Annotated in this window: 20 protein-coding genes; 9 read left to right on the forward strand and 11 right to left on the reverse strand. The window is 63.5% G+C overall.

All coding sequences use genetic code 11. The features are described 5' to 3' along the window. Positions 1 to 11: 11 nt before the first annotated feature. Positions 12 to 899 (reverse strand): LysR substrate-binding domain-containing protein, encoded by an 888-nt coding sequence (locus GSQ88_RS06870; protein WP_159006631.1) that lies wholly within the window; start codon positions 897 to 899, stop codon positions 12 to 14. A 116-nt stretch (positions 900 to 1,015) separates the two neighbouring features. Between GSQ88_RS06870 and GSQ88_RS06875 the strand changes: the two genes are divergently transcribed. The 4 genes from GSQ88_RS06875 (at position 1,016) to GSQ88_RS06890 (ending at position 4,594) form a co-directional block, all read left to right on the forward strand. Further along, positions 1,016 to 1,942 (forward strand): MBL fold metallo-hydrolase, encoded by a 927-nt coding sequence (locus GSQ88_RS06875; RefSeq protein ID WP_159006632.1) that lies wholly within the window; start codon positions 1,016 to 1,018, stop codon positions 1,940 to 1,942. Between the two features lie 3 nt (positions 1,943 to 1,945). Next, on the forward strand, positions 1,946 to 2,761 hold the full coding sequence (locus GSQ88_RS06880; RefSeq protein WP_159006633.1) for an MBL fold metallo-hydrolase: 816 nt from the start codon (positions 1,946 to 1,948) through the stop codon (positions 2,759 to 2,761). Between the two features lie 56 nt (positions 2,762 to 2,817). Beyond that, positions 2,818 to 3,816, forward strand: coding sequence for a Bug family tripartite tricarboxylate transporter substrate binding protein (locus GSQ88_RS06885; RefSeq protein WP_210253765.1), 999 nt, complete (start codon positions 2,818 to 2,820; stop codon positions 3,814 to 3,816). Positions 3,817 to 3,952: 136 nt separating this feature from the next. Then, positions 3,953 to 4,594 carry an arylsulfatase gene (locus GSQ88_RS06890; protein WP_159006634.1) on the forward strand — a complete coding sequence of 214 codons (642 nt, stop codon included), beginning with the start codon at positions 3,953 to 3,955 and terminating at the stop codon, positions 4,592 to 4,594. A 164-nt stretch (positions 4,595 to 4,758) separates the two neighbouring features. Here GSQ88_RS06890 and GSQ88_RS06895 read toward each other — a convergent pair whose 3' ends face one another. Both GSQ88_RS06895 and GSQ88_RS06900 read right to left on the reverse strand, forming a co-directional pair. Further along, complete coding sequence (locus GSQ88_RS06895; protein ID WP_159006635.1) at positions 4,759 to 6,153, reverse strand: cytochrome-c peroxidase; 1,395 nt, start codon at positions 6,151 to 6,153, stop codon at positions 4,759 to 4,761. Positions 6,154 to 6,252: 99 nt separating this feature from the next. After that, on the reverse strand, positions 6,253 to 7,896 hold the full coding sequence (locus tag GSQ88_RS06900) for a phospholipase C (protein ID WP_159006636.1): 1,644 nt from the start codon (positions 7,894 to 7,896) through the stop codon (positions 6,253 to 6,255). Positions 7,897 to 8,185: 289 nt separating this feature from the next. Here GSQ88_RS06900 and GSQ88_RS06905 point away from each other — a divergent pair, with 289 nt between their 5' ends. Then, a complete protein-coding gene (locus GSQ88_RS06905) occupies positions 8,186 to 8,857 on the forward strand; it encodes an ABC transporter permease (RefSeq protein ID WP_159006637.1) in 672 nt (223 codons plus the stop codon). Then, complete coding sequence (locus tag GSQ88_RS06910; RefSeq protein WP_159006638.1) at positions 8,854 to 9,678, forward strand: ABC transporter substrate-binding protein; 825 nt, start codon at positions 8,854 to 8,856, stop codon at positions 9,676 to 9,678. The genes GSQ88_RS06905 and GSQ88_RS06910 overlap by 4 nt, the downstream gene beginning before the upstream one ends. A gap of 209 nt (positions 9,679 to 9,887) precedes the next feature. On the opposite strand, the gene GSQ88_RS06915 is transcribed toward GSQ88_RS06910, so the two are convergent. The 5 genes from GSQ88_RS06915 to GSQ88_RS06935 all read right to left on the reverse strand — a co-directional run bounded on the left by GSQ88_RS06915 (position 9,888) and on the right by GSQ88_RS06935 (position 14,290). Further along, the gene (locus tag GSQ88_RS06915) at positions 9,888 to 10,475 is read right to left on the reverse strand and encodes a DUF2147 domain-containing protein (protein ID WP_246735103.1); all 588 of its coding nucleotides are present in this window, start codon (positions 10,473 to 10,475) and stop codon (positions 9,888 to 9,890) included. Between the two features lie 100 nt (positions 10,476 to 10,575). Beyond that, entirely contained in the window at positions 10,576 to 11,433 is an 858-nt protein-coding gene (locus tag GSQ88_RS06920; RefSeq protein ID WP_159006639.1) for a DUF3313 family protein, read from the reverse strand. A gap of 197 nt (positions 11,434 to 11,630) precedes the next feature. Beyond that, positions 11,631 to 12,245 (reverse strand): TetR/AcrR family transcriptional regulator, encoded by a 615-nt coding sequence (locus GSQ88_RS06925; protein ID WP_159006640.1) that lies wholly within the window; start codon positions 12,243 to 12,245, stop codon positions 11,631 to 11,633. A 124-nt stretch (positions 12,246 to 12,369) separates the two neighbouring features. Then, positions 12,370 to 13,731 carry a GTPase HflX gene (hflX, locus tag GSQ88_RS06930; protein WP_159006641.1) on the reverse strand — a complete coding sequence of 454 codons (1,362 nt, stop codon included), beginning with the start codon at positions 13,729 to 13,731 and terminating at the stop codon, positions 12,370 to 12,372. A gap of 112 nt (positions 13,732 to 13,843) precedes the next feature. After that, positions 13,844 to 14,290: a hypothetical protein gene (locus tag GSQ88_RS06935; protein ID WP_159006642.1), complete on the reverse strand. Its 447-nt coding sequence runs from the start codon at positions 14,288 to 14,290 to the stop codon at positions 13,844 to 13,846. 1,153 nt (positions 14,291 to 15,443) lie between these two features. Here GSQ88_RS06935 and GSQ88_RS06940 point away from each other — a divergent pair. Then, positions 15,444 to 16,676 carry a rhodanese-like domain-containing protein gene (locus tag GSQ88_RS06940; protein WP_159006643.1) on the forward strand — a complete coding sequence of 411 codons (1,233 nt, stop codon included), beginning with the start codon at positions 15,444 to 15,446 and terminating at the stop codon, positions 16,674 to 16,676. A gap of 133 nt (positions 16,677 to 16,809) precedes the next feature. Here GSQ88_RS06940 and GSQ88_RS06945 read toward each other — a convergent pair whose 3' ends face one another. Next, on the reverse strand, positions 16,810 to 17,436 hold the full coding sequence (locus GSQ88_RS06945) for a hypothetical protein (RefSeq protein ID WP_159006644.1): 627 nt from the start codon (positions 17,434 to 17,436) through the stop codon (positions 16,810 to 16,812). An 11-nt stretch (positions 17,437 to 17,447) separates the two neighbouring features. Here GSQ88_RS06945 and GSQ88_RS06950 point away from each other — a divergent pair, with 11 nt between their 5' ends. After that, on the forward strand, positions 17,448 to 17,636 hold the full coding sequence (locus GSQ88_RS06950; protein ID WP_210253768.1) for a rhodanese-like domain-containing protein: 189 nt from the start codon (positions 17,448 to 17,450) through the stop codon (positions 17,634 to 17,636). A 32-nt stretch (positions 17,637 to 17,668) separates the two neighbouring features. Beyond that, positions 17,669 to 18,001, forward strand: coding sequence for a DHCW motif cupin fold protein (locus GSQ88_RS06955; protein ID WP_159006646.1), 333 nt, complete (start codon positions 17,669 to 17,671; stop codon positions 17,999 to 18,001). 210 nt (positions 18,002 to 18,211) lie between these two features. On the opposite strand, the gene GSQ88_RS06960 is transcribed toward GSQ88_RS06955, so the two are convergent. Further along, positions 18,212 to 19,831 (reverse strand): DHA2 family efflux MFS transporter permease subunit, encoded by a 1,620-nt coding sequence (locus GSQ88_RS06960; protein WP_174247943.1) that lies wholly within the window; start codon positions 19,829 to 19,831, stop codon positions 18,212 to 18,214. Continuing rightward, positions 19,770 to 21,056 (reverse strand): HlyD family secretion protein, encoded by a 1,287-nt coding sequence (locus GSQ88_RS06965; RefSeq protein WP_174247944.1) that lies wholly within the window; start codon positions 21,054 to 21,056, stop codon positions 19,770 to 19,772. The genes GSQ88_RS06960 and GSQ88_RS06965 overlap by 62 nt, the downstream gene beginning before the upstream one ends. Positions 21,057 to 21,115 lie beyond the last annotated feature (59 nt).

Consider the following 21,115-nt stretch of genomic DNA (forward strand, 5'->3'; position numbering starts at 1 on the left):
ACAGCTTTACCTCAAGCCTGTTCCGCGGCGAGCTGACCGGTGATCCAGCGTTTGAACTGGCGTACCTTGGCGGGCACCCGGGCGCGATCCGGCGTGATCAGGTAAAAGCCGTCGCCGGCATCGACGGTGTGCTCGAACGGTTTGATCAGGTTGCCCTTGCGCAGATCGTTTTCGACGAAGCCGCGCCGTCCCAGCACGATGCCAAGGCCATCGAGCGCGGCGCTGAAGGCAAGATCGGTGCTGGTAAAGGTGATGCGCCGCGCCAGCGCCAGCGATCCGGCGCCCGCATGCTTCGACCACTGGTCCCATTGATCGAGCCCAGCGGAAGTTTCCAGCAGCGTGTGCTGTTCGAGGTCGGCCGGCGCGCGCAGCGGCGGCGCTGACTTCAAATAAGACGGGCTTGCCACCGGCATCAGCACCCGCCGCAGCAACAGCTCTGCGCCCATCGAATTCCAGCTGCCCTTGCCGAGCATGATCGCGACGTCGAACTCGCTCGGCAGCGGCTCGTCGGGGCGCACCGTCGTGATCAGCACCTCCTGATCGGGAAACTGCAAATGAAAGTCCGGCAGCCGCGGCAGCAGCCAGAGCCGGATGAAAAAACGCGAGCCCCAGATGTGCAGCGGTTGGCTGCCGCGGTCGACGCTGATGGCGCGGGTGCCGCTTTCGAGCTTGGCGAAGGCCTCGTTGACGTAACCGAGATAGAGCCTTCCCGCCGCGGTGATCCGCACTTCGTTGCCGACCCGCGCGAACAGGTCGATGCCGAGGTGCTGCTCCAGATTCTTGATCTGCCGGCTGATCGCGCCGGGCGTGACATTGAGTTCGGCCGCCGCCCTGGAGAAATTCTCCAGCCGGCCGGCGGCCTCGAAGGCCCTGATGGCGTTCAGCGGTGGCAGCGACATCAGTTGGCCTGACTGTGCATTTTTCTCACAATGGTTAGACAATAACTCGTTTGACCCGGCAAGGGGCCGCTCGTCTGATCGGCGCGCTCAGTGATGCGCTGCGGAAGGACAGGCCTTTGAATCTACAGACAAAACCACAGGCCGCGCGGCCGGTCTTTCCGGTTGGCCGCAGCACCATCGAAAAGAGCCATATCGAGACCATCGCGGACGGCAAGCTCTACGCGCTTCAGAATGTGCTGGAGCTCGACGGCCGGGTCAGCGCCTATCCCGCCAACGCGCGCGGCTATTCGGTCTCCAACTGCTATCTGATCAAACAGGGCGATCGCGCGCTGTTGCTCGACAGCGGCCTGTCCGCGCACGAAGCCTCGATCATCGCGCAGATCCGCACGCTGACGACACCGGACACGCTGCTGTCAGTGTTTCCACTACGCATCAACGAATACATGTCGGTCTGCAACGTCGAGGCGATCGCGCAGAACTTCAATGTCGAGCAGTGTTACTCCGGCAATCCGGACGCAGCGTTATGGGTCGATTTCGGCCGCCGCTCGGATGCCAATGATGGCCGTCCTTACTCGCTCAAGACCACATTGGTGTCGCGCGCCGAAACCCTGCGCGTCGGCGACGCCAGGCCGATCGACGTGTTCCAGGCGCCGATCCGCCTGATCAACACCCGCTGGATGTTCGACCAGGACACCCGGACCTTGTTCACGTCGGACAGCTTCTCGCACGAATGGAGCGACAATCCGGACGGTCCGTGGTCGATCTCGGCGGAGGAGTGCAACACGACGGCCGACCACGTCCGCAGCTTCCTGCTCAACACCCGCTATTGGTGGATGGAAGGCGGCAAGACCACCGAACTGCGCCGCAAGCTCGCTGCCGTATTCGACAAATATCCGATCGAGACCATCGCGCCGGGGTATGGCCGCGTACTGCGCGGCCGCGCGCTGGTCGAGCGGCAATACAAGATGTTCGACGAGGTCCTGGCGCGGCTCGACCAGAGCGTGATCGCGCCCCGATATGTCGACCGCGACGAGGTGAGGTGAGCGATGCCCAATTCCGCAAAACCGATGCCGCGCGAACTGGCCGACGGCGTATTCTGGCTCGGCGACTGCCTGGAGCAGCGCGCCAAGGGCAAGATCTATCACAGCTACAACGCGGCCTTCCTGCTGTGCGGCACCGAGGCCTCAATGCTGATCGAAACCGGGCATCCCAAGGATTTCCCGATCATCGAGCGGCAGCTCAGGGGTCTGTTGGCGGGCCGGGCGCCGCTGAAATATCTGTTCGTCACCCATCAGGAGACGCCGCATTCCGGCGGGCTCGGCCGCGTGCTGGCGCGTTATCCGGAAGCTATTCTTTGCGGCGACATGAGCGACTATCACCTCGCCTTTCCGCAATTCGCCGACCGCATGTTGCCGATGATCTCGGGCGACGAGATCGATCTCGGCGGGCGTACATTTGTCGCGGTCGAGCCGGTGATCCGCGACCTGCGCACCACGTGGTGGGGTTTTGACAGTAAAGAGCGCGTGCTGTTTCCGGGCGATGGCTTTGCCTACAGCCATTATCACGAGGACGGCCATTGCGGCCTGCTCGCCGAGGAAGCGATCTCGCTCGATCTCGCCGATGTCTCGGCGGTGTTCGCCGACCGCGCGCTGTTCTGGACCAAGTTCACCGACATGAAGCTCTATGTCGATCGCCTGCAATGGCTGTGCGACCGGCTCGACGTCAAAGCGATCGCGCCGACCCATGGCCTGCCGATATTGAACGTGCCGAAGACCATGCCGAGGCTTCAGGAGGGACTGCTCTACGGCAGCTCGGTGCCGGAGTCCGGTACCGAAACCGGCCTTGCGCCCGCCAAGGTCTGACGACGCGCACGAATAATAAAAGTCGCGACCATAAAAGCCAAAAGGGAGAGCGACCCGTGACAAGACTCATCACTAGACCGATCCGTATCGCGGCGCGGATCGCGGTCGGCGTCGCATCGGTGCTGATGCTGGGCGCGATCGATGCCGCCGCTGGCGATTATCCCGATCATCCGATCCGCCTGCTGGTGCCGGGTGCGGCCGGCGGCGGCATGGATGCGGTGGCGCGGATGGTCGCCAACACCATCGGCGAAACCCTGAAGCAGCCGGTGGTGGTCGAGAACAAGCCTGGCGCGGCCGGCAATATCGCGGTCAATCAACTCGCGAAGTCGGCGCCCGACGGCTACACCATGGTGCTCGGGCAGACCTCGCAGCTCGCGATCAATCCCTCGCTGTACGGCAATCTGCCGTACGATCCGATCAAGGATTTCGTGCCGGTGCTGCTGCTCGCCGACGCGCCCAACGTCGTAGTGGTGCCGGCGTCCTCGCCGTATCGATCGCTCGCCGATGTCGTCGCGGCGGCAAAGAAGATGCCCGACGGCATGGACTTCGCGACGCCGGGCATAGGCACCGTCTCGCACCTGACCGCCGAACTGTTCGCGCGCAGCGCCGGCATCAAGCTGCGCCACATTCCCTCGCGTGGCGCCAATACTGCGCTGCTCGATGTCGCGGCCGGCCGCATTCCCTTGATGCTGTCGTCGATCCCGACCGCGCTTGGCTTGATCAGGAGTGGCGAGTTGCGCGCGATCGCGGTATCCGCGCTGGCGCGCACCCCGGTATTGCCCGACGTTCCGACCGTCGCCGAGCAAGGCTATCCGGGCTTCAATGCCGGCACCTGGTACGGCCTGCTGGTCCCCGCCGGCACGCCTGCTGCAATCGTCAAGCGCCTCAACGAGGCCGGCAACGCGGCGCTGAAATTACCCGCGATCGTCGCCCAGGTGCAGGCGGAAGGCGGCGTCGTACTCGGCGGCAGCAGCGCCGCGTTTACCGACAAGCTCGAGATCGACAACAGCAAATGGTCGAAGCTGATCAAGGAGGCTGGACTGCATCTGGATTGAGAGCCGGCACCTGGATTGATGGCTGGATCTGGATTGATGGGTGGTGGCGCGGTTTGCAGCCCGTCAAAATTGAACTAGAAGGGCCGACACCGAAACGTGGGACGTCCCTCGCGGCCTCCCGACAGGACCTGTCACGATGCGCATTGCCCTTGTCCACGCCCTAAAGCATTCGATCGTGCCGATCGAGGCGGCGTTCGCCAGCCATTGGCCCGAAGCTCGTCTGATGAACCTGCTCGACGACAGCCTGTCGGCCGACGTGGCGCGCGACGGCGGGATCACCGAGGCGATGACCGAGCGCTTTTTGAAGTTGGGGCGTTATGCAAAGGGCGCCGGTGCCGATGCGATCCTGTTCACCTGTTCGGCCTTTGGCGCCTGCATCGAGGCCGTCGCCCGCGAGCAGGCGCCGATGCCGGTGCTCAAGCCCAATGAGGCGATGATCGAGCAGGCGGTCGGCCAGCTCGTTGGAAAAGGCTGCAGGATCGGCCTGCTCTCGACCTTCGCGCCGACCTTGGTGTCGATGCCGCCGGAGTTTCCCGGCTCGGTCGAGATCGTGCCGAAACTGGCTGAAGGCGCGCTGGCCGCGCTCGATCGCGGCGACCGCGCCGAGCATGATCGCCTGGTGGCGGTGGCCTCACGGGATCTGCGCGATTGCGACCTGATCGCGCTCGCGCAATACAGCATGGCGCCCGCGGCGGCGCTGGTCGCCAAAATGTCGGGACGTCCGGTGGTCACGACACCGGACAGCGCCGTGCTGAAGCTGAAGCAGGCGCTGGGTTAAAATACCGTCCAAGCGACATGAATCACTTTCGTCATGGCCGGGCTTGTCCCGGCCATCGACGTCTTTCCTTGCCTAAGTTCAGCAAAGACGTGGATACCCGGGACAAGCCCGGGCATGACGACCTCTGGAGTCGGACTCTACGAAGCGCCCGCCGGACTGCCGCTTCAATGTGCGTTCGCCGCCGAGCTCTGTTCGGCCTGATAGCCGTCGTTCAGCGTCTTCAGGAACGTGATGATGTCGGCGATTTCCGCTTCATTGAGCGCGGGCGGATCGCCGGGCTTGCCGTCGAACGGGGCATCGACGACATCGACATTGCCGCGAACTTCCGCCGGCAGATCATTGTAGCGATCGAGCGTGCCGTCGGCGCGTGGCGGATACCATTTGGCCGGCTCGGTTTCGCGCTCGACATAGAAGTGCATCACTTGTTCGAGCGAATGAAACGCGCCGTTGTGGAAGAACACCTTGCGTGTCGCGGTGTTGCGCAAGGTCGGCGTCTTGAACAGGCCGCAATAGGCGGTGGAGGTGGCGTAGTCGGTGCGCTGCGGTCCGCACAGCCCGAGGTCATAATGGCGCGGATCGCTATTGGCCGGAATATCCCGGTTGCGCGGCGCGCCGAGCGCCTCGAACTGGAAATCGGTGAAGGCCGGCCTGAACACGCCGTCCAGGGTCGCCCGGTCGATGTGGCAGGACGAGCAATTGCCCTTCTTCGGGTCGTCGAACAATTTCAGGCCACGCGCTTCGGCTTCGCTGAGCGTGGCTTTGCCGGCGAGTACGGCGTCGTATTTGCTGTCATAGGGATGGAAGCTCGGATCTTCGGTCTGGAATCGCGCCAGCGCGAACAGCGCTTCGTCCAGCGCCAGCTCGCGCTGATTGAATACGTTTGCGCCGAACAGTTTCTTGAGGTCGTCGGCATAGGCGGCATGTTCGAGCCGCTCGATCAATTCGTCGGCGCTGTGATTGTCCATTTCGTTCGGATCGAGCAGCGGCCCCAGCGCCTGAAGCTGCAAGGTGTTGGCCCGGCCATCCCAGTCGAGCCCGCCGCGCGGCACGTTGGCTTCGGCGGCGGCAAGTGCCACTTTGTTGGCGTCGGCCTTGGCGACCGATGCGACCTTGGTCTGGCCCGCCGGTGTCGCGGCCGCCTGGGCGGTGTCGTCCGGCGGCGGATCGTTGTCCGCCGTCTCGGGGCTTGGACCGATGGAAAAGTTCGGCGCGTGCTCCAGATAGCGCAATGACGGCACCGCGCGGACGCCTGGCCGTTTCAGGTCCGGCCCGCCGAACTGCACCACGAGATCGTTCGGGGGGCCGTAGGCATGCGCGGGACTATGGCACGACGCACAGGATAATTGGCCGGAGCCGGACAGAGACGGGTCGAAGAACATCTTGCGCCCGAGCTGCGCGACCGCCGAGAGTTCGGCCACCGGCTCCGCCGATGGGCCGTTTGCAGGCAAGACGGTCTCCGCGACGGCCAACGGCATCGCCAGCATGGCGCAGGATAACACCGCAAGCCGGATCGACCGGCCACGGAATGCGGTCGGTTCAATTTGCAAAACACGCTTCATCGAAAAACCCGGTACGGATCAGGGACAACGGAATGACAAAATCGGGACGGATGGATTTCTCCACCCGTCCCGGTCTCGAAGTTTGGAAGCGTTCGGCTGTTACTTGTTGCCGGTGCTCGCGTTCAGCACCAGTTTCGGATTCGGCGCCTGGGTGAAGTTGAACATGTTGTTGATCGGGTTGGCGATCGTGTCGTACGAGCCCTGACCGATGCGCTGGCTGCTGAGCCAGTTGTCTTCGATGAAACGGGTGATCGAGGACTGATCGGTCAGCGTGTGATCGACGAAGTTCGGCTTCGCGAACGGCGAAACCACCAGCAGCGGCTGACGCGTGCCGTAGCCGCAGCGTCCGTTGACCGGCTGGCCGTTCACGCCGGGCAGCGGCGTGGACAATGCGCCGGCGGTGCCGGGCAGCGGATTGCAAAGCCCTGCTCCGTTGAAGGCGTCCTGCACGCTGGCCGACGGATTGATGACGTTGCTCGTATGGTCGTACCAGCCATCCGAATCGTCATAGGCGAGGATCACCGCGGTGCTGCTCCATTCCGGGCTCTGCTGCAGCAGGTTGATGATGTTGACCACGAAGGTCTGTTCATCGAGCGGATCGGAGTTGCCGGGATGCGCGTCCTGGATCGCCGGAGCCTTCAGGAAGCTGACCGACGGAAGGTTGCCAGCCTGCACCGCGGCGACGAAGTCGCTGGTGTCATACTGGTGGTTGGCGCCGCCGTCGGCCGAGGTGCCGACCGATGCGATCGAGAGCGGCCTGGTGTGGCTGAGGTTGCGCGTCGAGGGATAATACTGGAACGGCGCGTGATGCGGAACATAGTCGGTCTCGTTGGCGCCGACGGTCACCGAGCTCGTGCTGCGCGTGCAGCCCGTGGTGCCATTGGCGTTGACGGCCTGGAGATTGAAGCCGCCCTGGAACCAGCCCCAGGTGATGTTCTTGGCGTTCAGGAGATCGCCGATATTCTTGCCGGTCAACTCGGTGGTGGGGGCCGTGGTCGACGAGCAGAGGTCGCCATGCGGATCGCTGTCGCCGTACATGGTGAAACCACCCTGGCCGTCGGCGACGAGGTTGTTGGTCGTGGTGCCGGGATTGGTGCCGTTGCTGGCAGCAAAACCCACCGCGCCGTTGGTTTGTCCCGAGACCAGGTCGATGGCGCCGGGCGAGGAGGGGCCGAACGTCGAACTGTAGGAATTGTCGCTCAGGGCGAAGTGCTGCGCATAATTCCACATCGCGGTGACGGTGTTGCCGTCATAGTACCCCATCACCAGGCCTTTGGTGTTGAAGACGCCGGTGCCGCCGGTGCCGGCAGCACCCGTGTTCTTGGGAAACAGGTCGTTCTTGCCGGCGTCGAAGGCGGCCTGCTCGGGGCCGTAGGCGTGGTTCTGGCTCGAGGTGTGAGCCTGCGAGCGATCGAGACGGAACGGGTTGGCCGCACCGGTGCCGTTGGCGGCGTTCAGGTTCGGATTGTTGTTCAGCAAAGCGGGGGTGAAGCCGTTGACCGCGGGCGTGTTCGGAGCGGCGGTGAAGGCCGGCTCGCCGGGCGGATTGGTCGCGGTCGGATAGGCGCCGAAATAATGGTCGAACGATTCGTTCTCGCCGAAGATCACCACGACGTGCTTGATCGGGGTGGAGGTTGGAAGCGCATCTTGCGGCGATCCGGCAAACGCCGGGCTTTCGCCCTGGGCGAATAACGCCATCGACAGGCAAAGGGCAGACGCGGCCCTGCTAACGTTCCGTTGCATGGAGCTCTCTTGTTCTGATGAAATAGAAATGAAAACACCTCTGGTCTGAAAGACAGAAGCGACCTTTGCAGGTTGCGGCGTTATAGATTCGCCGCGTGACATCAGAATGTTTCTAGCGTGACATCGAAATGAAGCGGATACGACAACGTTTGCGCGCGACAAAATCGGTGCGGGCTTGCTTGCTTTCGAGTGTTTGTCAATCGGCGAATAAGGGCGTGCCGATAACGGGTATCCTGCAATATGATGGCGCCTGCCCGGAGCGGGCGTTGGCAATCCTTACTCGTTCAGAATGACTACCGGATTGGGCGACTTCATTCAGATCGTCGTACTATCTGTCAGCGTCAGTTTGGTGGCGACGGCTGCCGCGACGGCAATCAGTCTGCCCATCGGGACCGCCCTTGCGGTCGTCGCTTTTCGTGGGCGACGACTGATCGTCGTTTTGATCAACGCCTTTTTCGGTTTACCGCCGGTTGTCGTCGGCCTCGTTCTCTATCTCGCACTGTCGCGTTCCGGCCCGTTGGGTTCCCTTGCCCTGCTGTTTACGCCGTCCGCTATGGTGATCGCGCAAACCATCCTTGCAATCCCGATCATTACGGCGCTTGTGCACCGCGCCAGCGAGAGGGCTTGGGCGCGCTACGGCGACGAACTGATTGCAGATGGCGCGACCCGATTGCAGGCCATTCCGCAAATTCTGATGATCATTCGGGCCGACCTTGTGACCGCCGTCCTTGCGGGCTTTGGTCGCACCGTCTCGGAAGTCGGCGCGGTGATCCTGGTCGGCGGCAACATTCGCGGCTTGACTAGAACGATGACCACGACCATTGCACTTCAAACGAGCCAGGGGGACCTGTCGTTGGCTTTGGCGGTCGGCGCGGTGTTGGTCGGGATCAGCATTTCGATCAGTGCGACGGTCTTCGCGCTGGCGGGACAGGCGCGAACGGCAGGGAGTGACGAAGCATGATCAAGTTTCGAAACATTTTGGCGCTGGTCGCGGCCCTCACAGCGATAAATGCGAGTTCCGCCGCCGATCAATCCATCGTGCTGGCCTCGACAACCTCGGTCGAGGCATCCGGGCTATTGGCGAACATCCTTCCGCAGTTCACGGCCCGGACCGGCATCACGGTCAACGTCGTCGCGCAGGGCACGGGCAAGGCTTTGGACACTGCGCGGCGGGGCGATGCCGATCTCCTGCTGGTTCACGATCCGGATGCCGAACGACAGTTCATGGAAGAGGGTCATGGGTCAACGCGGCGGCAAATCGCATGGAATGATTTTATCATTGTCGGCCCGTCCGCCGACCCGGCTCATGTCAAGGGCGGCAGCGATAGCGTCGCGGCGCTGAAGGCGATCGCATCGGCGCAAGCGGCGTTCGTTTCGCGCGGCGACAAGAGCGGCACGAACGCGGCGGAGCTACGGCTTTGGAAAACGGCGGGTCAGACGCCGGATGCGCTCAAGGACAAATGGTATCGCGACATCGGCGGCGGCATGGGTCAAGCCCTCAACGCCGCGAGCGCAATGGACGCGTATACCCTATCCGACCGTGGTACGTGGCTCAGCTTTAAAAATAGAGGATCGTTGATCGTCGCGATCGAGGGCGACCCGCGCCTGCTCAATCGATACGACGTGATCGAATTAAATCCCGAGAAGCATGCAGGCGCAAAGCTGGCCGCCGCAAAGGTCTTCGCCGATTGGCTGGTTTCGTCCGAGGGACAGCAGGCAATCGGCGCCTTTGAAGTGAACGGACAAAAATTGTTCAACCCGTCTGCCGGTTCTCCCAAGTGACCCACTTCCAATTTCTCGGCGCCCCATAACGGGGTTGATCGATCAATTTCTCCATCGCGAGCTCGACGCCAAGCAAGCATCGTCGCGGCGAACGGAAGGACGATTCGGTTACGGTCTTGTAAATGTGCTCATCCAATATGATGAAGCCACCGACAAAAGCCGTCGGAAGCGAGGCGAGCAGAAGCGGCATCAGCCCTAGACCGGCCGCTTTATCTCGCGGCCCGCGTGGTCTTCGGCGGCTTCGCTGGAATGATTTGCGCCCACTCTCTGTCCGCCCTCGGCCCATTGCCGTCGCCGGTCAATCCGACCAATTGTCCCGGCGCGACGTCGGTGGTCGGAGTCCAGGTCTGGGTGGCGCACAGGATCGACATCATGCAGCCCCTGATCTGCAATCCGTCGGCCGCCTCGCGCCACAGCGTGATCTCGTAGGACTTGCCGTTTTCCGCATTGTAGATCTGGCCGTGGAAGCGCTGGTCCGGGCTCAGCGACAGGCCCAGGATGAGTTGATGGCCCAGCACCGGACGCGAGCGCTTGGCCGCATCCGGATTCTGCACGTCCAGCGCTGCGCGGCCTTTCGCATCCATCGGGTCCTTCATCCAGACGATATAGCCGCAGACCTGCTCCAGCTTCGCGCCGCAACGCTCGACGCGGACGCGGGCGCGGCCGTCCTCGGTGAGCCAGGTGCCGCTCGGCTCGTCGGAGGGCGCCGCGATCGCGGGCCGGATCGTCATGCTGGCCGTGAGCGCGAGCCGCAGGATCATCGGCAAGATCATCGGGTAAAACTTCTTCATTCGCATGATATCCGCTCCTGCGGTGAACAAGGCGCCGGCGACCGCGGTCCGCGCGCCCCAGTGTGTGGAATTTGACAGTTCTGCATCATCTCAATGGCTCCTCGGCTCATTCCGTGACCGGCATTGCATCGTCGTTCCACTCCGGAGGCTCTCCGATTTTTCCGCCGATGAAGGCCGCAGTGCCGGTACGGCCGAAGGCGTCACACGCCGCATATTTCGGCTTGCCGCCAAACGCGGATTTCACGCGCTGCGCGCTCGGCATCGACAGTGACTTGTCGAAAGGGCTGTCACCGGTCACCAGCAATTTGCTGAAATCCGTGCCGAACTCGCCGGCCAGATCGTAGGCATCGCCGGATGCAGCGACGCGCGGGTTGCTGGTCACGATGTCCGCGCCGCGAGCCCAGACGAACGCTGCTTTTTGTTGACCGCGAACATCCCTGGCCTCGGCCTCGACCGAGAGGCTTCCCATGCCGATGGCAATGCGAGGCACGATGATCGGGGCCCCTGCGCTGATGAACATCGGCGCGAGCGAGGCGACCTTCGAGGCGCCGGCCACGGCGACGTTGGTCACGGTCACATGGGTGACGGTGGCGTGAACCGTCAGATCGGCGGCTTGCCCGGGCGGGACGACGTAAAAGCGATCGCTCAAGCCGACGCAGACCGACCTGTCGACGGCGTTGGCGATGACGCGTTGCTGCATGTCCGTCAGCTCGGCCCGTGAAGCCGCGCTGGAGAATGAGGTCGGTGCGATCGCTACGCTCCGCGCGGCCAGAACGTTCGCTTTGTCGATGCGAAGCTGTGATTTCGTCGTAACGCCGTCCACCGGCGCGAGTCCGTCGTAAGAAGCGAGCGATCCCGATGTCTCGAGCGCCGCGGAAGCGCAACCCGCCAGGCTCGCCCCCGCGGCCAAAACCGTGCAGATCGCCAGGACCATGAGCCGGTCCGTGCGCGTCACAACGTCCATTCCGAACTCCTGTTGACTTCAAGCCCGCGTCCGCCCTCGGTGCCGCAGCGCAATATGAACTATACAAACCGACTGGTCGGTTTGCAAGAAGTTTCTGCATATTTCCGCGATGGCCCGTCCGTGACGAGGGCGGGCGCTATGTCGTCAGGCTTATCGGAGGGCTTGAGAGGAAGCCGAGGATCGCCACTAAGTCGCTGTCAGGACTTTACTTTTCGGGTGCGCCCAGGTTCCGCGGCGCGCGGATTGCTTTCCGCGAGGGCGGACCATTGCCGGTCATCCCCCAGGCGGTCGAACAACTGCCCGCGCTCCTGATCGGCCAACGGGTTGAGCCCGAACAAGCTCATCAGCACCAGTCCCTGGGCGGCAGCCCAGCGCAGCAGCGCCAATTGCGGGTCGGCCGCCTCGGCCTTGATGGCATCGACCGTTTTCCCGCTGGCGGCCCGGATTTGCGACAACAGGCTCGGGTCCTGGGTCAGCGCGCCGAGAATGGCAAGCGCGACCGAGTGCGGCTGGGTGATGGCTTCGCGCAGCGTGGCGATCTGCGCGGCCAGTTGCGGTTGCGCGGATGCCGCGCCCGCCTCGGCCAGATAGCGCTCCGTGAAATCCCCGAAATATTCGATCTGATGTTCGAGCAGCGCCTTCAGCACCGCCTCCTTGGTCGGGAACTGGTGCGTCAGGCCGCCTTTGCTCATGCCGCTTTCGCGCGCGATGGCGTCGAGCGTCAGCCGCGCCGGACCGTCACGCGAGATGATGGTGAGCGCCGCTTGCAAAGCGGCCTTGCGGGATCGTTCCGAACGTGAGGCGTTGTCCATCGGTTCTTTCGCGAGACGGGTGCGGTTCGAGGCGGCGTAATCCTACCGCGTCGGCGGCTGATAGCCGAACAGGATCGCCGAGTCGAGTTTCCCCGCGAGGTTGGCCGTGCCGCTCGGTGCGAACTTACGACGCGGCCAGCGTCGTCCGCAGCCGCGCGATCGCGCCCGGCAGGCCGCGCACGTTCATGATCCGGCCGGTGGCGTCGTAGTCTTCGGAGAGCACGCGCGTATTCTCGAAGATGTCGCTGAGCAGGGCCTGCTTGGCATAGGGCAGCACCAGGCGTTCCTCCACCATCGACGCTTCGAAGAACGCGATGATGGTCTGGCGCAGCGCGGCGACGTCTTCGGACGATTGCGCGGAAAGCAGGATCGCGTCGGGGTGCTTGGCGCGCAACGCGGCGCGATCGGTCTCGCTGACGCGATCGATCTTGTTGAGCAGCAGGCGCGACGGCACCGTGTCCGCGCCGATCTCGCGCAGCACGTTGCGGCTCACCTCGAGCTGCTGCTCGTAGGTCGGATCGGAAGCATCGACCACAAACAGCAGCACGGAGGCTTCGAGCGCCTCGGCGAGCGTGGATCGGAACGACGCGACGAGGTCGTGCGGCAGCTTCTTGATGAAGCCAACCGTGTCCGAGACCAGCACGCGGGGCCTCGCCTCCGGGTGCAGCGCGCGCACGGTGGTGTCCAGTGTCGCAAACAGCTTGTCGGCGACCAGCACCTCGCTGCCGGTCAGGGCGCGCATCAGCGACGACTTGCCTGCGTTGGTGTAGCCCACCAGCGCCACCCGGAGCTGATCGCCGCGCGTGGCCCGGCGCTGATCGCTGTCACGCTGGATATCCTCGAGTTGCAGTTTCAACTCGGCGAGACGATCGCGAATCTTGCGGCGGTCGAGTTCCAGATCGGACTCGCCCGAACCGGGGCCCTGGCGCCGCCCGCCGCCGCCTGAGGATTCCCGCAGCCGTGGCGCGACGTATTTCAATCGGGCCAGTTCGACCTGCAGTTTGGCTTCGCGGCTGTGCGCATGACGGTGGAAGATCTCCACGATCACGCCGGTCCGATCCAGCACCTGCGCGCCGGTCGCACGCTCGATGTTGCGAGCCTGGCCCGGCGAGATGTCGTGATCGATGATGACGAATTCCGGCTTCGGTGACGCATCCGCATCGGATTCCGCTTGCGCGGGTTCCGGTTTGCCCTCATCCGCCTGTTCGAAGCGTTCGCGCGCCTTCGACTTGCGCGGCGGCGCCATCGATCCGACAATTCCGGTTCCGCCGGTGAGCGCCGCGAGCTCCTCAAGCCGGCCTTTGCCGAGCACGGTGCCGCCGTCGATCCCGTCGCGCTTCTGCGAGACGGTGCCGACGACCTCGTAGCCAAGCGTCTTCACCAGCCGGCCCAACTCCTCGAGGCTCGCGGCATGCGCGACGTCGTCGACATCGGGGGTCTGGACGCCGACCAGGATCGCGCGTGGAATGGGCGGTCTGGTTTCCATGAGATGAGCATTTTCCTGTAAGCAGGCCAGAGCGGGATCGTCATCCCGCTCTAGTTTATTGTTGGGGCATGATCTCTTCGGAAAACCGGTATCCACTTTTCCGGATCATGCCCTACGCCGCCTTGCGGAGCGGATGCATGTCGCGTCGCCGCGCCGAAACGGCGCAGCCGCATTCATGGACCGTTCCGGCCTCAATAGCAAAGCCGCGCATTTCCAGCGAGAGCCGAAGGTCTTGCGTCGCCGCGGGCTTTTGCGGATCAACCCAGACCACCAGCATGCCGGCAGGGCTCAACAGCTGCGCCAGCCAGTCAAGCGCGGTCTCCAGGGTTTTGGAGGTGCGGCGGCGCCAATCGACCAGCACGACGTCGTATTGGCCGGCCGGATGGCCGCAATTCGCCGTCGATGCCGCGCGCGCAAAGCCGCGCCGATGCAGCTCCAACATCAGCTCGACGCCTCTGGCGCCGGCGACGACAATTCGATGCTGCTTCGAGCAGCCGGCGAGCGCGATCATCGGCTCGATGATCCGATCGCCCGTTGCAGTGGTAGGCGTGGAAATCATGACATCACCCTTCAAGTCCGGTTAACAGCACCTGAGAGGTAGATAGAACGGCATAAAGAAACGAGACGAACCGATCGCCCGCGATATAGAAAGCGCATCAATGGCCGGGCCGGTCGGCGCCCGCTCGCGGCAACGGCACCGTCATCCTGAGAGCCTGTGAAGCTATTTCGGACGTCATCCTGAGGTGCGAGCCCTTGCGAGCCTCGAAGGATGTTGTTCCGCGCTGTGCTCGCGGCCATCCTTCGAGGCGCGCAAGAAAGAGCGCGCACCTCAGGATGACGGGCGAGTGTGTCGCACGGCATGGCATTGGCCCGCGAGATCATCGGATTGATTTTTCCGCCGGGGCAAATCACACGATGTTGTGTCCAGCTCCTTTCTCGCCTCTGCGTCATTTCTGATTTTCAGAAATTGTCCTTGACTCTTGACCCAAATCAGATGCTTACTTCTTGCCATCCCGCCCCGAGAGAGGGGGCGTTGGCCATCGTCACTGACGTTGGGGCGGGGAGCGGTGGACGCGGATGCGCTTTTGACGAACAGCGCGTGATGCGGACGGCAAAGTCGTGTGGTCCTGACGCCCCGATGGCAGGTGTCAAGTTCGCAAGGAGCTCACGCTTCTTGGGGACGACGGTGACAAGCAAGCCAGGTCTCGCCGGGGAGAGCACGATATAAGCTGTAAAACCATTGCGCAGGGAAGGCCGGACTGCTTCCGCTGAACCTGTATGCTCATGTGCGTTTTCCTGTTTTGCCTTTGCACATGAGACCTCGGGTGCAGCGCGCACCCGGTCTTCCCTGCGCCCTCTTTCTTTTTGGGGGCGAAACGAATTTACAAAACTCGGGCGAATGCCGTCGCGAGAATGCGGAGTTGTGCGGGCTTGCTTCACCCTCCCCTGGAGGGGGAGGGTCGCTCGCGTAGCGAGCGGGGTGGGGTGGCGAAGCAGCGAGTGGTGGTAGGCGAGATCTCGTTCCGCCGCTTCGCCACCCCACCCCACCCCGTCTCGCACTTCGCTGCGCTCAATGCGAGTCGACCCACGAGCGAGCTTCGCTCGTCTCGGACCCCTCCAGGGGAGGGTGAAGCAGATGCCCTTGAAGCGACACGCCGTTTGAGGTCACAGTGCCGCCGTAACCGCAACCGCAACTCATCCAGACGATCATCATGCCCCTCCCCACCGTCACTCCCTTCGACATCCGCAGCGCGCTGTTGCTGCGTGACGAAATCGCTTTGCTCGATGTCCGGCATGAGGCGATGTTCGCCACCGGCCATCCGCTGTTCGCCGCCAACATGGCCGCCGACCGCATTGAGCTCGAAGCCGAGACGCGGCTGCCGCGCAAGGATGTACCTGTTGTCGTGTACGATGCCGGCGAAGGTCTCGTTGCGCAGGCGGCCGATCGCCTGACGGCGCTGGGCTACAGCCATGTTCGCGAACTCGATGGCGGGCTCGAAGCATGGCGGGCGGCGGGCTATGAGTTGTTTGCGGATGTGAATTCTTACGCCAAAGCGTTTGGCGAACTGGTCGAACATCGCCGGCACACGCCGTCACTTTCGGCGGAAGAAGTTTCCGCGCTGATCGCGAGCAACGCCAATATCAGGATTCTCGATGTCCGGCGGTTCGACGAATATGCCACCATGAACATCCCGGGCTCGGTCAGCGTGCCCGGCGCCGAACTGGTGCTGCGTGCCGGACGCGCCGCGCCCGATCCTGAAACCACCATCATCGTCAATTGTGCAGGGCGCACCCGCTCGATCATCGGTACCCAGTCGCTGATCAATGCCGGCGTCGGCAACAAGGTGCGGGCGCTGCGCAACGGCACGATCGGCTGGACCTTGGCCAAACAAAATCTCGAGCACGGCTCCGGCCGGCGCGGCGAGATCGGCGCTTTCGAGGGCGCCGAGTCCAACGCCCGCGACGTCGCCTATCGCGCCGGCGTCCGGCGCCTCACGATGGCGGAGATGACGGCACTCCAGGCGCAAACCCATCGCACGCTCTATAGCTTCGACGTTCGCGATGCTTCGGAATATGCCGCCGGTCACATCCCCGGCTTCCGTCATTATCCCGGCGGCCAATTGGTGCAGGAGATCGACATGGCAGCCCCCGTGCGCGGCGCGCGCATCGTGCTGACGGACAACAGGAGCGTGCGCGCCGACATGACCGCGTCATGGCTGGCGCAAATGGGGTGGGAAACCTACGTGCTCGACGGCGGCTACGACGGCGCGCTTGAGGTCACGCCGCCGCTGGTGTGGCCAAAACCCGATCCCGCGCACCGCTACCGGCGTCCCTACGAGGGCACCGATATCGACACCGGCGCGATGCAGGCTTATCTCGACTGGGAATATGGCCTGGTCGAACAGCTCCGCCGCGACGGCACGCATGGGTTCTTCGTGATCTGAGATGGCTTGCTGGTGTGAAAGCCCGTCGTCCCGGCGGACAAGACCGCACTCCAGTCCTGGTGGCGCGATCTTGCTGCTTTGTCCCACGCGGCTTGAGCCGGAACTCTTGAGTTCCGGCTTCGATATCCGCTGTTTACATCGGCGGGGTCAGCCCGTCCTTGCCGAACAATACGGCGCCGCCATGCAGCGAGCCGTCTTCCTGCTTTTGCGCCGGCACGAACACGATGGCGCCGGGCTTGATGTCCGCCTTGTCGGCTCCGGGTACCAGCGTCACAACAGGCACATCAGCAGGGACGTCGATCTTCTTCTCGCCGCCCTTGTAGCTCACCGTGATGGTTTGGCCGTCGACACCCTTCACCGCATTGGAGACGGTCGCGTTGGTCATCATGCTCTTGGAGCCGAGGTCCCAGGGGTAATGGCCTTCGCCGGTGCCGCGCATTTTGTCGGGAAACACCACGACCTCGAGCGATTTCAGGCTGGAATCAGGCTGCGTCACCGTCGCGGTTCCGATGAAGGTGCCTTCCTTAATGTCCGCCATCGACGCCTTCACCACGGCGATCGCGCCGTAATCGTCGTTCAGCATCACGGTAATGTCATCACCGGTCTTGGGGTGGACGACCAGCTTGCTGCCTTCGAGGCTCACCACGGTGCCGCGGACCCGCACCGGCGTGGTCTCGGCGTAAGCCGCGCCGGCCGTCATCATCAAGAGCGCGCCCAAAATCAGCGCCTTGCGTCCAAATCCTTGCGCAACTCCAACCATCGACTTCTCCCGTGTTTGGCGGCCGCCGCGAAGCGGCGTTGTCCCCATCAGGTAAATACCCCGACAGCGACCAACTGTTCCATCGGCGGGCCGATGGCGACCGTGATTTCGCGCCGCTTATGCAGGCCTGTCTCGACTGGGAATATGGCCTGGTCGAACGGCTCCGCCGCGACGGCAGCCCTGGCTTCTTCGTGATCTGAATCATCTGCGCAACCAATCGAGGACCGACCGCATGAAAATTCCCGCACTGCCATTCACCGTGACCGATTGGGACGCCGTGGCGCCGACCCTTCATCCGGGCGAGAGCGGACAGGCGATCTGGCGCACGTTCAATATCGGCGATCTCAGGGTGCGGCATGTCGAATATTCGGCCGGCTATCTGGCGGATCATTGGTGCGACCGCGGACACGTGCTCTATGTCCTGGAAGGCGAACTCGATACCGAACTGCGCGACGGCCGCACCTTCAAGCTGAAGCCCGGCATGAGCTATCAGGTGTCCGACCATGGCGACGCCGCGCACCGGTCGTCGACCGCGACCGGCGCCAAGTTGTTCATCGTCGACTAACGCCTGATGAGATTGGGTCGAGTCATAAAGGCAACGGAAACGCGCTCCCTCTCCCGTTGGGAGAGGGGCGGGGTGAGGGGTTACGGCCTCTCGTTAAGCGCCCCTCACCCGATTTGCTGCGCAAATCGACCTCTCCCCGATGGGGAGAGGTGGGCTGAACAGTCGAGCGGGACTGATTCAATAAAAAGTCATCCCGCTCTAAGCACTCGCTCAATGCGCGCCGGCCCCACCACTTCCCTTCACCTTGCGGGTCAGCGTGACCGCCAGCGCGGCGAGCACCAGCACCGCGGCCAGTACCGCGAAGGTGTCGCTGAAACCCATCACCAGCGCCTGATGCTTGACGGCATTGCCGAGCGCGACGATGGCTTGCTGATGCGCTGCCGCCGGATCGGAGACGCCGCGCGCCATGAAGTAATCGGTCATCTGCGCGATGCGGTCGCGTACTTCCTCGCGGCCGGGCGTGACCGACTGGCCGATGATGTTGGAGTGGAATTGCTCGCGCTTGGTGATCACGGTGGCAAGCACCGCGGTGCCGATCGCGCCGCCGAGGTTGCGGAACATGTTGCTGATGCCGGAGGCCGCGGCCGCGTCCTGCGGCGCGATGTCGCCTGTCGTCACCGAGGTCAGCGGCGTCAGCACCATGGCCTGGCCGATGGCGCGCACGATGTTCGGGATCCAGAGCTGGTCGCCGGCATAATCCGGCGACATCGCCGTGTTCATGAAGCAGCTATAGCCAAAGATCATCAGTCCGACGAAGGCGATATAGCGGGTGTCGAAGCGTCGCATCAATTGCGGCACCAGCGGAATCAAAATGAGCTGCGGCAGTCCGGTCCAGGCCATCACCGAACCGATCTGTTCGGAATTGTAGCCCTGCGCCTGGCCGAGATAGGCCGGCAGGATATAGACCGAACCGAACAGCGCAAATCCCAGCATCGTCATCGCGATGGTGCCGAAGCCGAAATTGCGTCCCTTCAGCAGCCGCAGCCGGATCAACGGCTTTTCGGTGGTGAGCTCGATCCAGAGGAACAGCGACAGGCTGACCACCGCGATGGCGGCCAGGCGCTGGATGAAGGGCGAGGAGAACCAGTCGTCCTTGTTGCCTTCCTCGAGCACGGTCTGCAGCGCCGACAATCCGATCGCCATGGTCGCGATGCCGGGCCAGTCACCTTCCCTCAACAGGCCAAGCTGCATCGGCTTGCGCTCCAGCGTGAAGTACAGCGCGCTGACCATCGCGATGGTCGGGATCACGTTGACGAAGAAGATGGTGCGCCAGCCGTAATTCTCGGTGAGATAGCCGCCGATGGTCGGCCCGATCGCGGGCGCGAAGGTCACCGACAGCGCGAAGATCGCAAGCCCGACCGGCTGCTGCGGCTTCGGCAGTTTCGTCAGCACCAGCGTGAATGCCATCGGGATCAGCACGCCGCCGGCAAAGCCTTGCAGGCCGCGCATCGCGATCATCGACGGCAAATCATGGGTGAAGGCGCAGGCGACCGAGAATGCCGCGAACAGCGCCGCGCTCGCCAGCATATAGCGGCGGAACGAGAACACGCGGCTGAGATAATCGGTCAGCGGGATCACGATGATCTCGCCGATCAGATAGGAGGTCGAAATCCAGGATCCGTTGTCGACGCCGGTACCGATGCCGCCCTCGATGTTGAGCAGCGAGGCGTTGGTGATCTGGATATTGAGGATCGCCATGAACGACCCGATCATGGCCGCGAGCACCGCGATCCATACCGTGACGCTGGCGCGGTTGGGATCGACCGCCTCAGATCTGGTCGAAGAGGTCGGAAGCGCTGCGATCGAGGCTGACGGGGTGCGATTGGACATGGCACGCTCCATTGAAGGACGTAGTGGCGGAAACATGGTTCGACGTGCCGCGGGCTTCAGACGTGCCGCGGGCTTGGCGGGTCGGCGCCGGGTCGCGCGTTTCGATGGTCGGGATCACCGACATGCCCGGCCGCAGCGCGATCGGCGCGTTGCTGCCGTCGTCGAGCGCGATCTTGACCGGGATGCGTTGCACCACCTTGGTGAAGTTGCCGGTGGCATTGTCCGGGGGCAGCAATGCGAATTCCTGGCCGCTGGCGGGCGCGATGCTGTCGACATGGCCGCGCACGAGCTGGCCCGGGAACATGTCGACGGCGATCTCGACGGCCTGGCCCTCGTGGACGTCGGTGAGCTGGGTCTCCTTGTAATTGGCGATCACATAGGCGCCGCGCGCCGGCACCACCGACATCAATTGCGTGCCAGCCTGCACGTACTGGCCAATGCGCAGCGTGCGGTTGCCGATCACGCCGTCAATCGGGACGGTGATGGTAGTGTAGCTCAGATTGAGTTCGGCCTGGCCTTGCAAGGCTTGAGCGCGGGCCAGTGTCGCTTCGGCCTGAACGGTCTCGGCCTTCAGCAGGTCGACCTGCTTGGTGGCGGAGGTGAGATTGGCGGTGTCGCGCGCCCGGGCGGCCTCGGCGCCGGCGATCTTGGATTGCGACAGTTGCGCGTTCTGCACGCTTCCGTAGCCGGAGGTGGCGAGCGCCGAATAGCGCTTGTTGTCCTGGGCGGCGAAGGTGACATTGGCGTCGTCGACGTCGATGGTCGCTTGGGCGGCGTTGATCACCGCCTGCTGCACTTCAAGCTGCGCCTGCTTGCTCGCGATCGCAGCCTTCGCCGCGGAGACATCGGCCTTGGCCTGGTCGAGCGCGACCTTGAAGTCGCGGTCGTCGATCCGGGCCAGGGTTTGCCCGGCTCGGACCCGCTCATTGTCGCCGACCAGCACCTGGTGCAGGTACCCCGAGACCTTGGGGGCGATGGTGGTGTTGTCAGCCTTTACATAGGCGTCGTCGGTCGACACTTGATACTGGCCGACGGTCCAGTAATCCCAGCCATACCAGGCCGCGCCAAGCAGCGCGACCAGCGCCGCGCCGGTGAACAAGGCTTTGCGAACGTTGAATTTTTTTGCCGGGACCTGGGCAATTGGTTTGTCTTGCAGCAGGTCCCCGACCGCCGCGCCGGCGGGGACCGCGCGTTCGATTTCGAAGGTGGTGGAATGCTGGGTCATAACGATGCGCTCCTGTCCGTGCTCGGGACGCCAATTAGGAAACTTGATATTTTCCAAAA

This window comes from Bradyrhizobium sp. S69, from assembly GCF_009766005.1.
Taxonomy (GTDB): Bacteria; Pseudomonadota; Alphaproteobacteria; order Rhizobiales; family Xanthobacteraceae; genus Bradyrhizobium.

Excerpts from the sequence above, each read along its gene's own strand:
- GSQ88_RS06870 (WP_159006631.1), bottom strand. The coding sequence starts at position 899 with ATGTCGCTGCCACCGCTGAACGCCATCAGGGCCTTCGAGGCCGCCGGC.
- GSQ88_RS06880 (WP_159006633.1), top strand. The coding sequence starts at position 1,946 with ATGCCCAATTCCGCAAAACCGATGCCGCGCGAACTGGCCGACGGCGTA.
- GSQ88_RS06890 (WP_159006634.1), top strand. The coding sequence starts at position 3,953 with ATGCGCATTGCCCTTGTCCACGCCCTAAAGCATTCGATCGTGCCGATC.
- GSQ88_RS06895 (WP_159006635.1), bottom strand. The coding sequence starts at position 6,153 with ATGAAGCGTGTTTTGCAAATTGAACCGACCGCATTCCGTGGCCGGTCG.
- GSQ88_RS06900 (WP_159006636.1), bottom strand. The coding sequence starts at position 7,896 with ATGCAACGGAACGTTAGCAGGGCCGCGTCTGCCCTTTGCCTGTCGATG.
- GSQ88_RS06905 (WP_159006637.1), top strand. The coding sequence starts at position 8,186 with ATGACTACCGGATTGGGCGACTTCATTCAGATCGTCGTACTATCTGTC.
- GSQ88_RS06910 (WP_159006638.1), top strand. The coding sequence starts at position 8,854 with ATGATCAAGTTTCGAAACATTTTGGCGCTGGTCGCGGCCCTCACAGCG.
- GSQ88_RS06915 (WP_246735103.1), bottom strand. The coding sequence starts at position 10,475 with ATGCGAATGAAGAAGTTTTACCCGATGATCTTGCCGATGATCCTGCGG.
- GSQ88_RS06920 (WP_159006639.1), bottom strand. The coding sequence starts at position 11,433 with ATGGACGTTGTGACGCGCACGGACCGGCTCATGGTCCTGGCGATCTGC.
- GSQ88_RS06925 (WP_159006640.1), bottom strand. The coding sequence starts at position 12,245 with ATGGACAACGCCTCACGTTCGGAACGATCCCGCAAGGCCGCTTTGCAA.
- hflX (WP_159006641.1), bottom strand. The coding sequence starts at position 13,731 with ATGGAAACCAGACCGCCCATTCCACGCGCGATCCTGGTCGGCGTCCAG.
- GSQ88_RS06935 (WP_159006642.1), bottom strand. The coding sequence starts at position 14,290 with ATGATTTCCACGCCTACCACTGCAACGGGCGATCGGATCATCGAGCCG.
- GSQ88_RS06940 (WP_159006643.1), top strand. The coding sequence starts at position 15,444 with ATGCCCCTCCCCACCGTCACTCCCTTCGACATCCGCAGCGCGCTGTTG.
- GSQ88_RS06945 (WP_159006644.1), bottom strand. The coding sequence starts at position 17,436 with ATGGTTGGAGTTGCGCAAGGATTTGGACGCAAGGCGCTGATTTTGGGC.
- GSQ88_RS06955 (WP_159006646.1), top strand. The coding sequence starts at position 17,669 with ATGAAAATTCCCGCACTGCCATTCACCGTGACCGATTGGGACGCCGTG.
- GSQ88_RS06960 (WP_174247943.1), bottom strand. The coding sequence starts at position 19,831 with ATGTCCAATCGCACCCCGTCAGCCTCGATCGCAGCGCTTCCGACCTCT.
- GSQ88_RS06965 (WP_174247944.1), bottom strand. The coding sequence starts at position 21,056 with ATGACCCAGCATTCCACCACCTTCGAAATCGAACGCGCGGTCCCCGCC.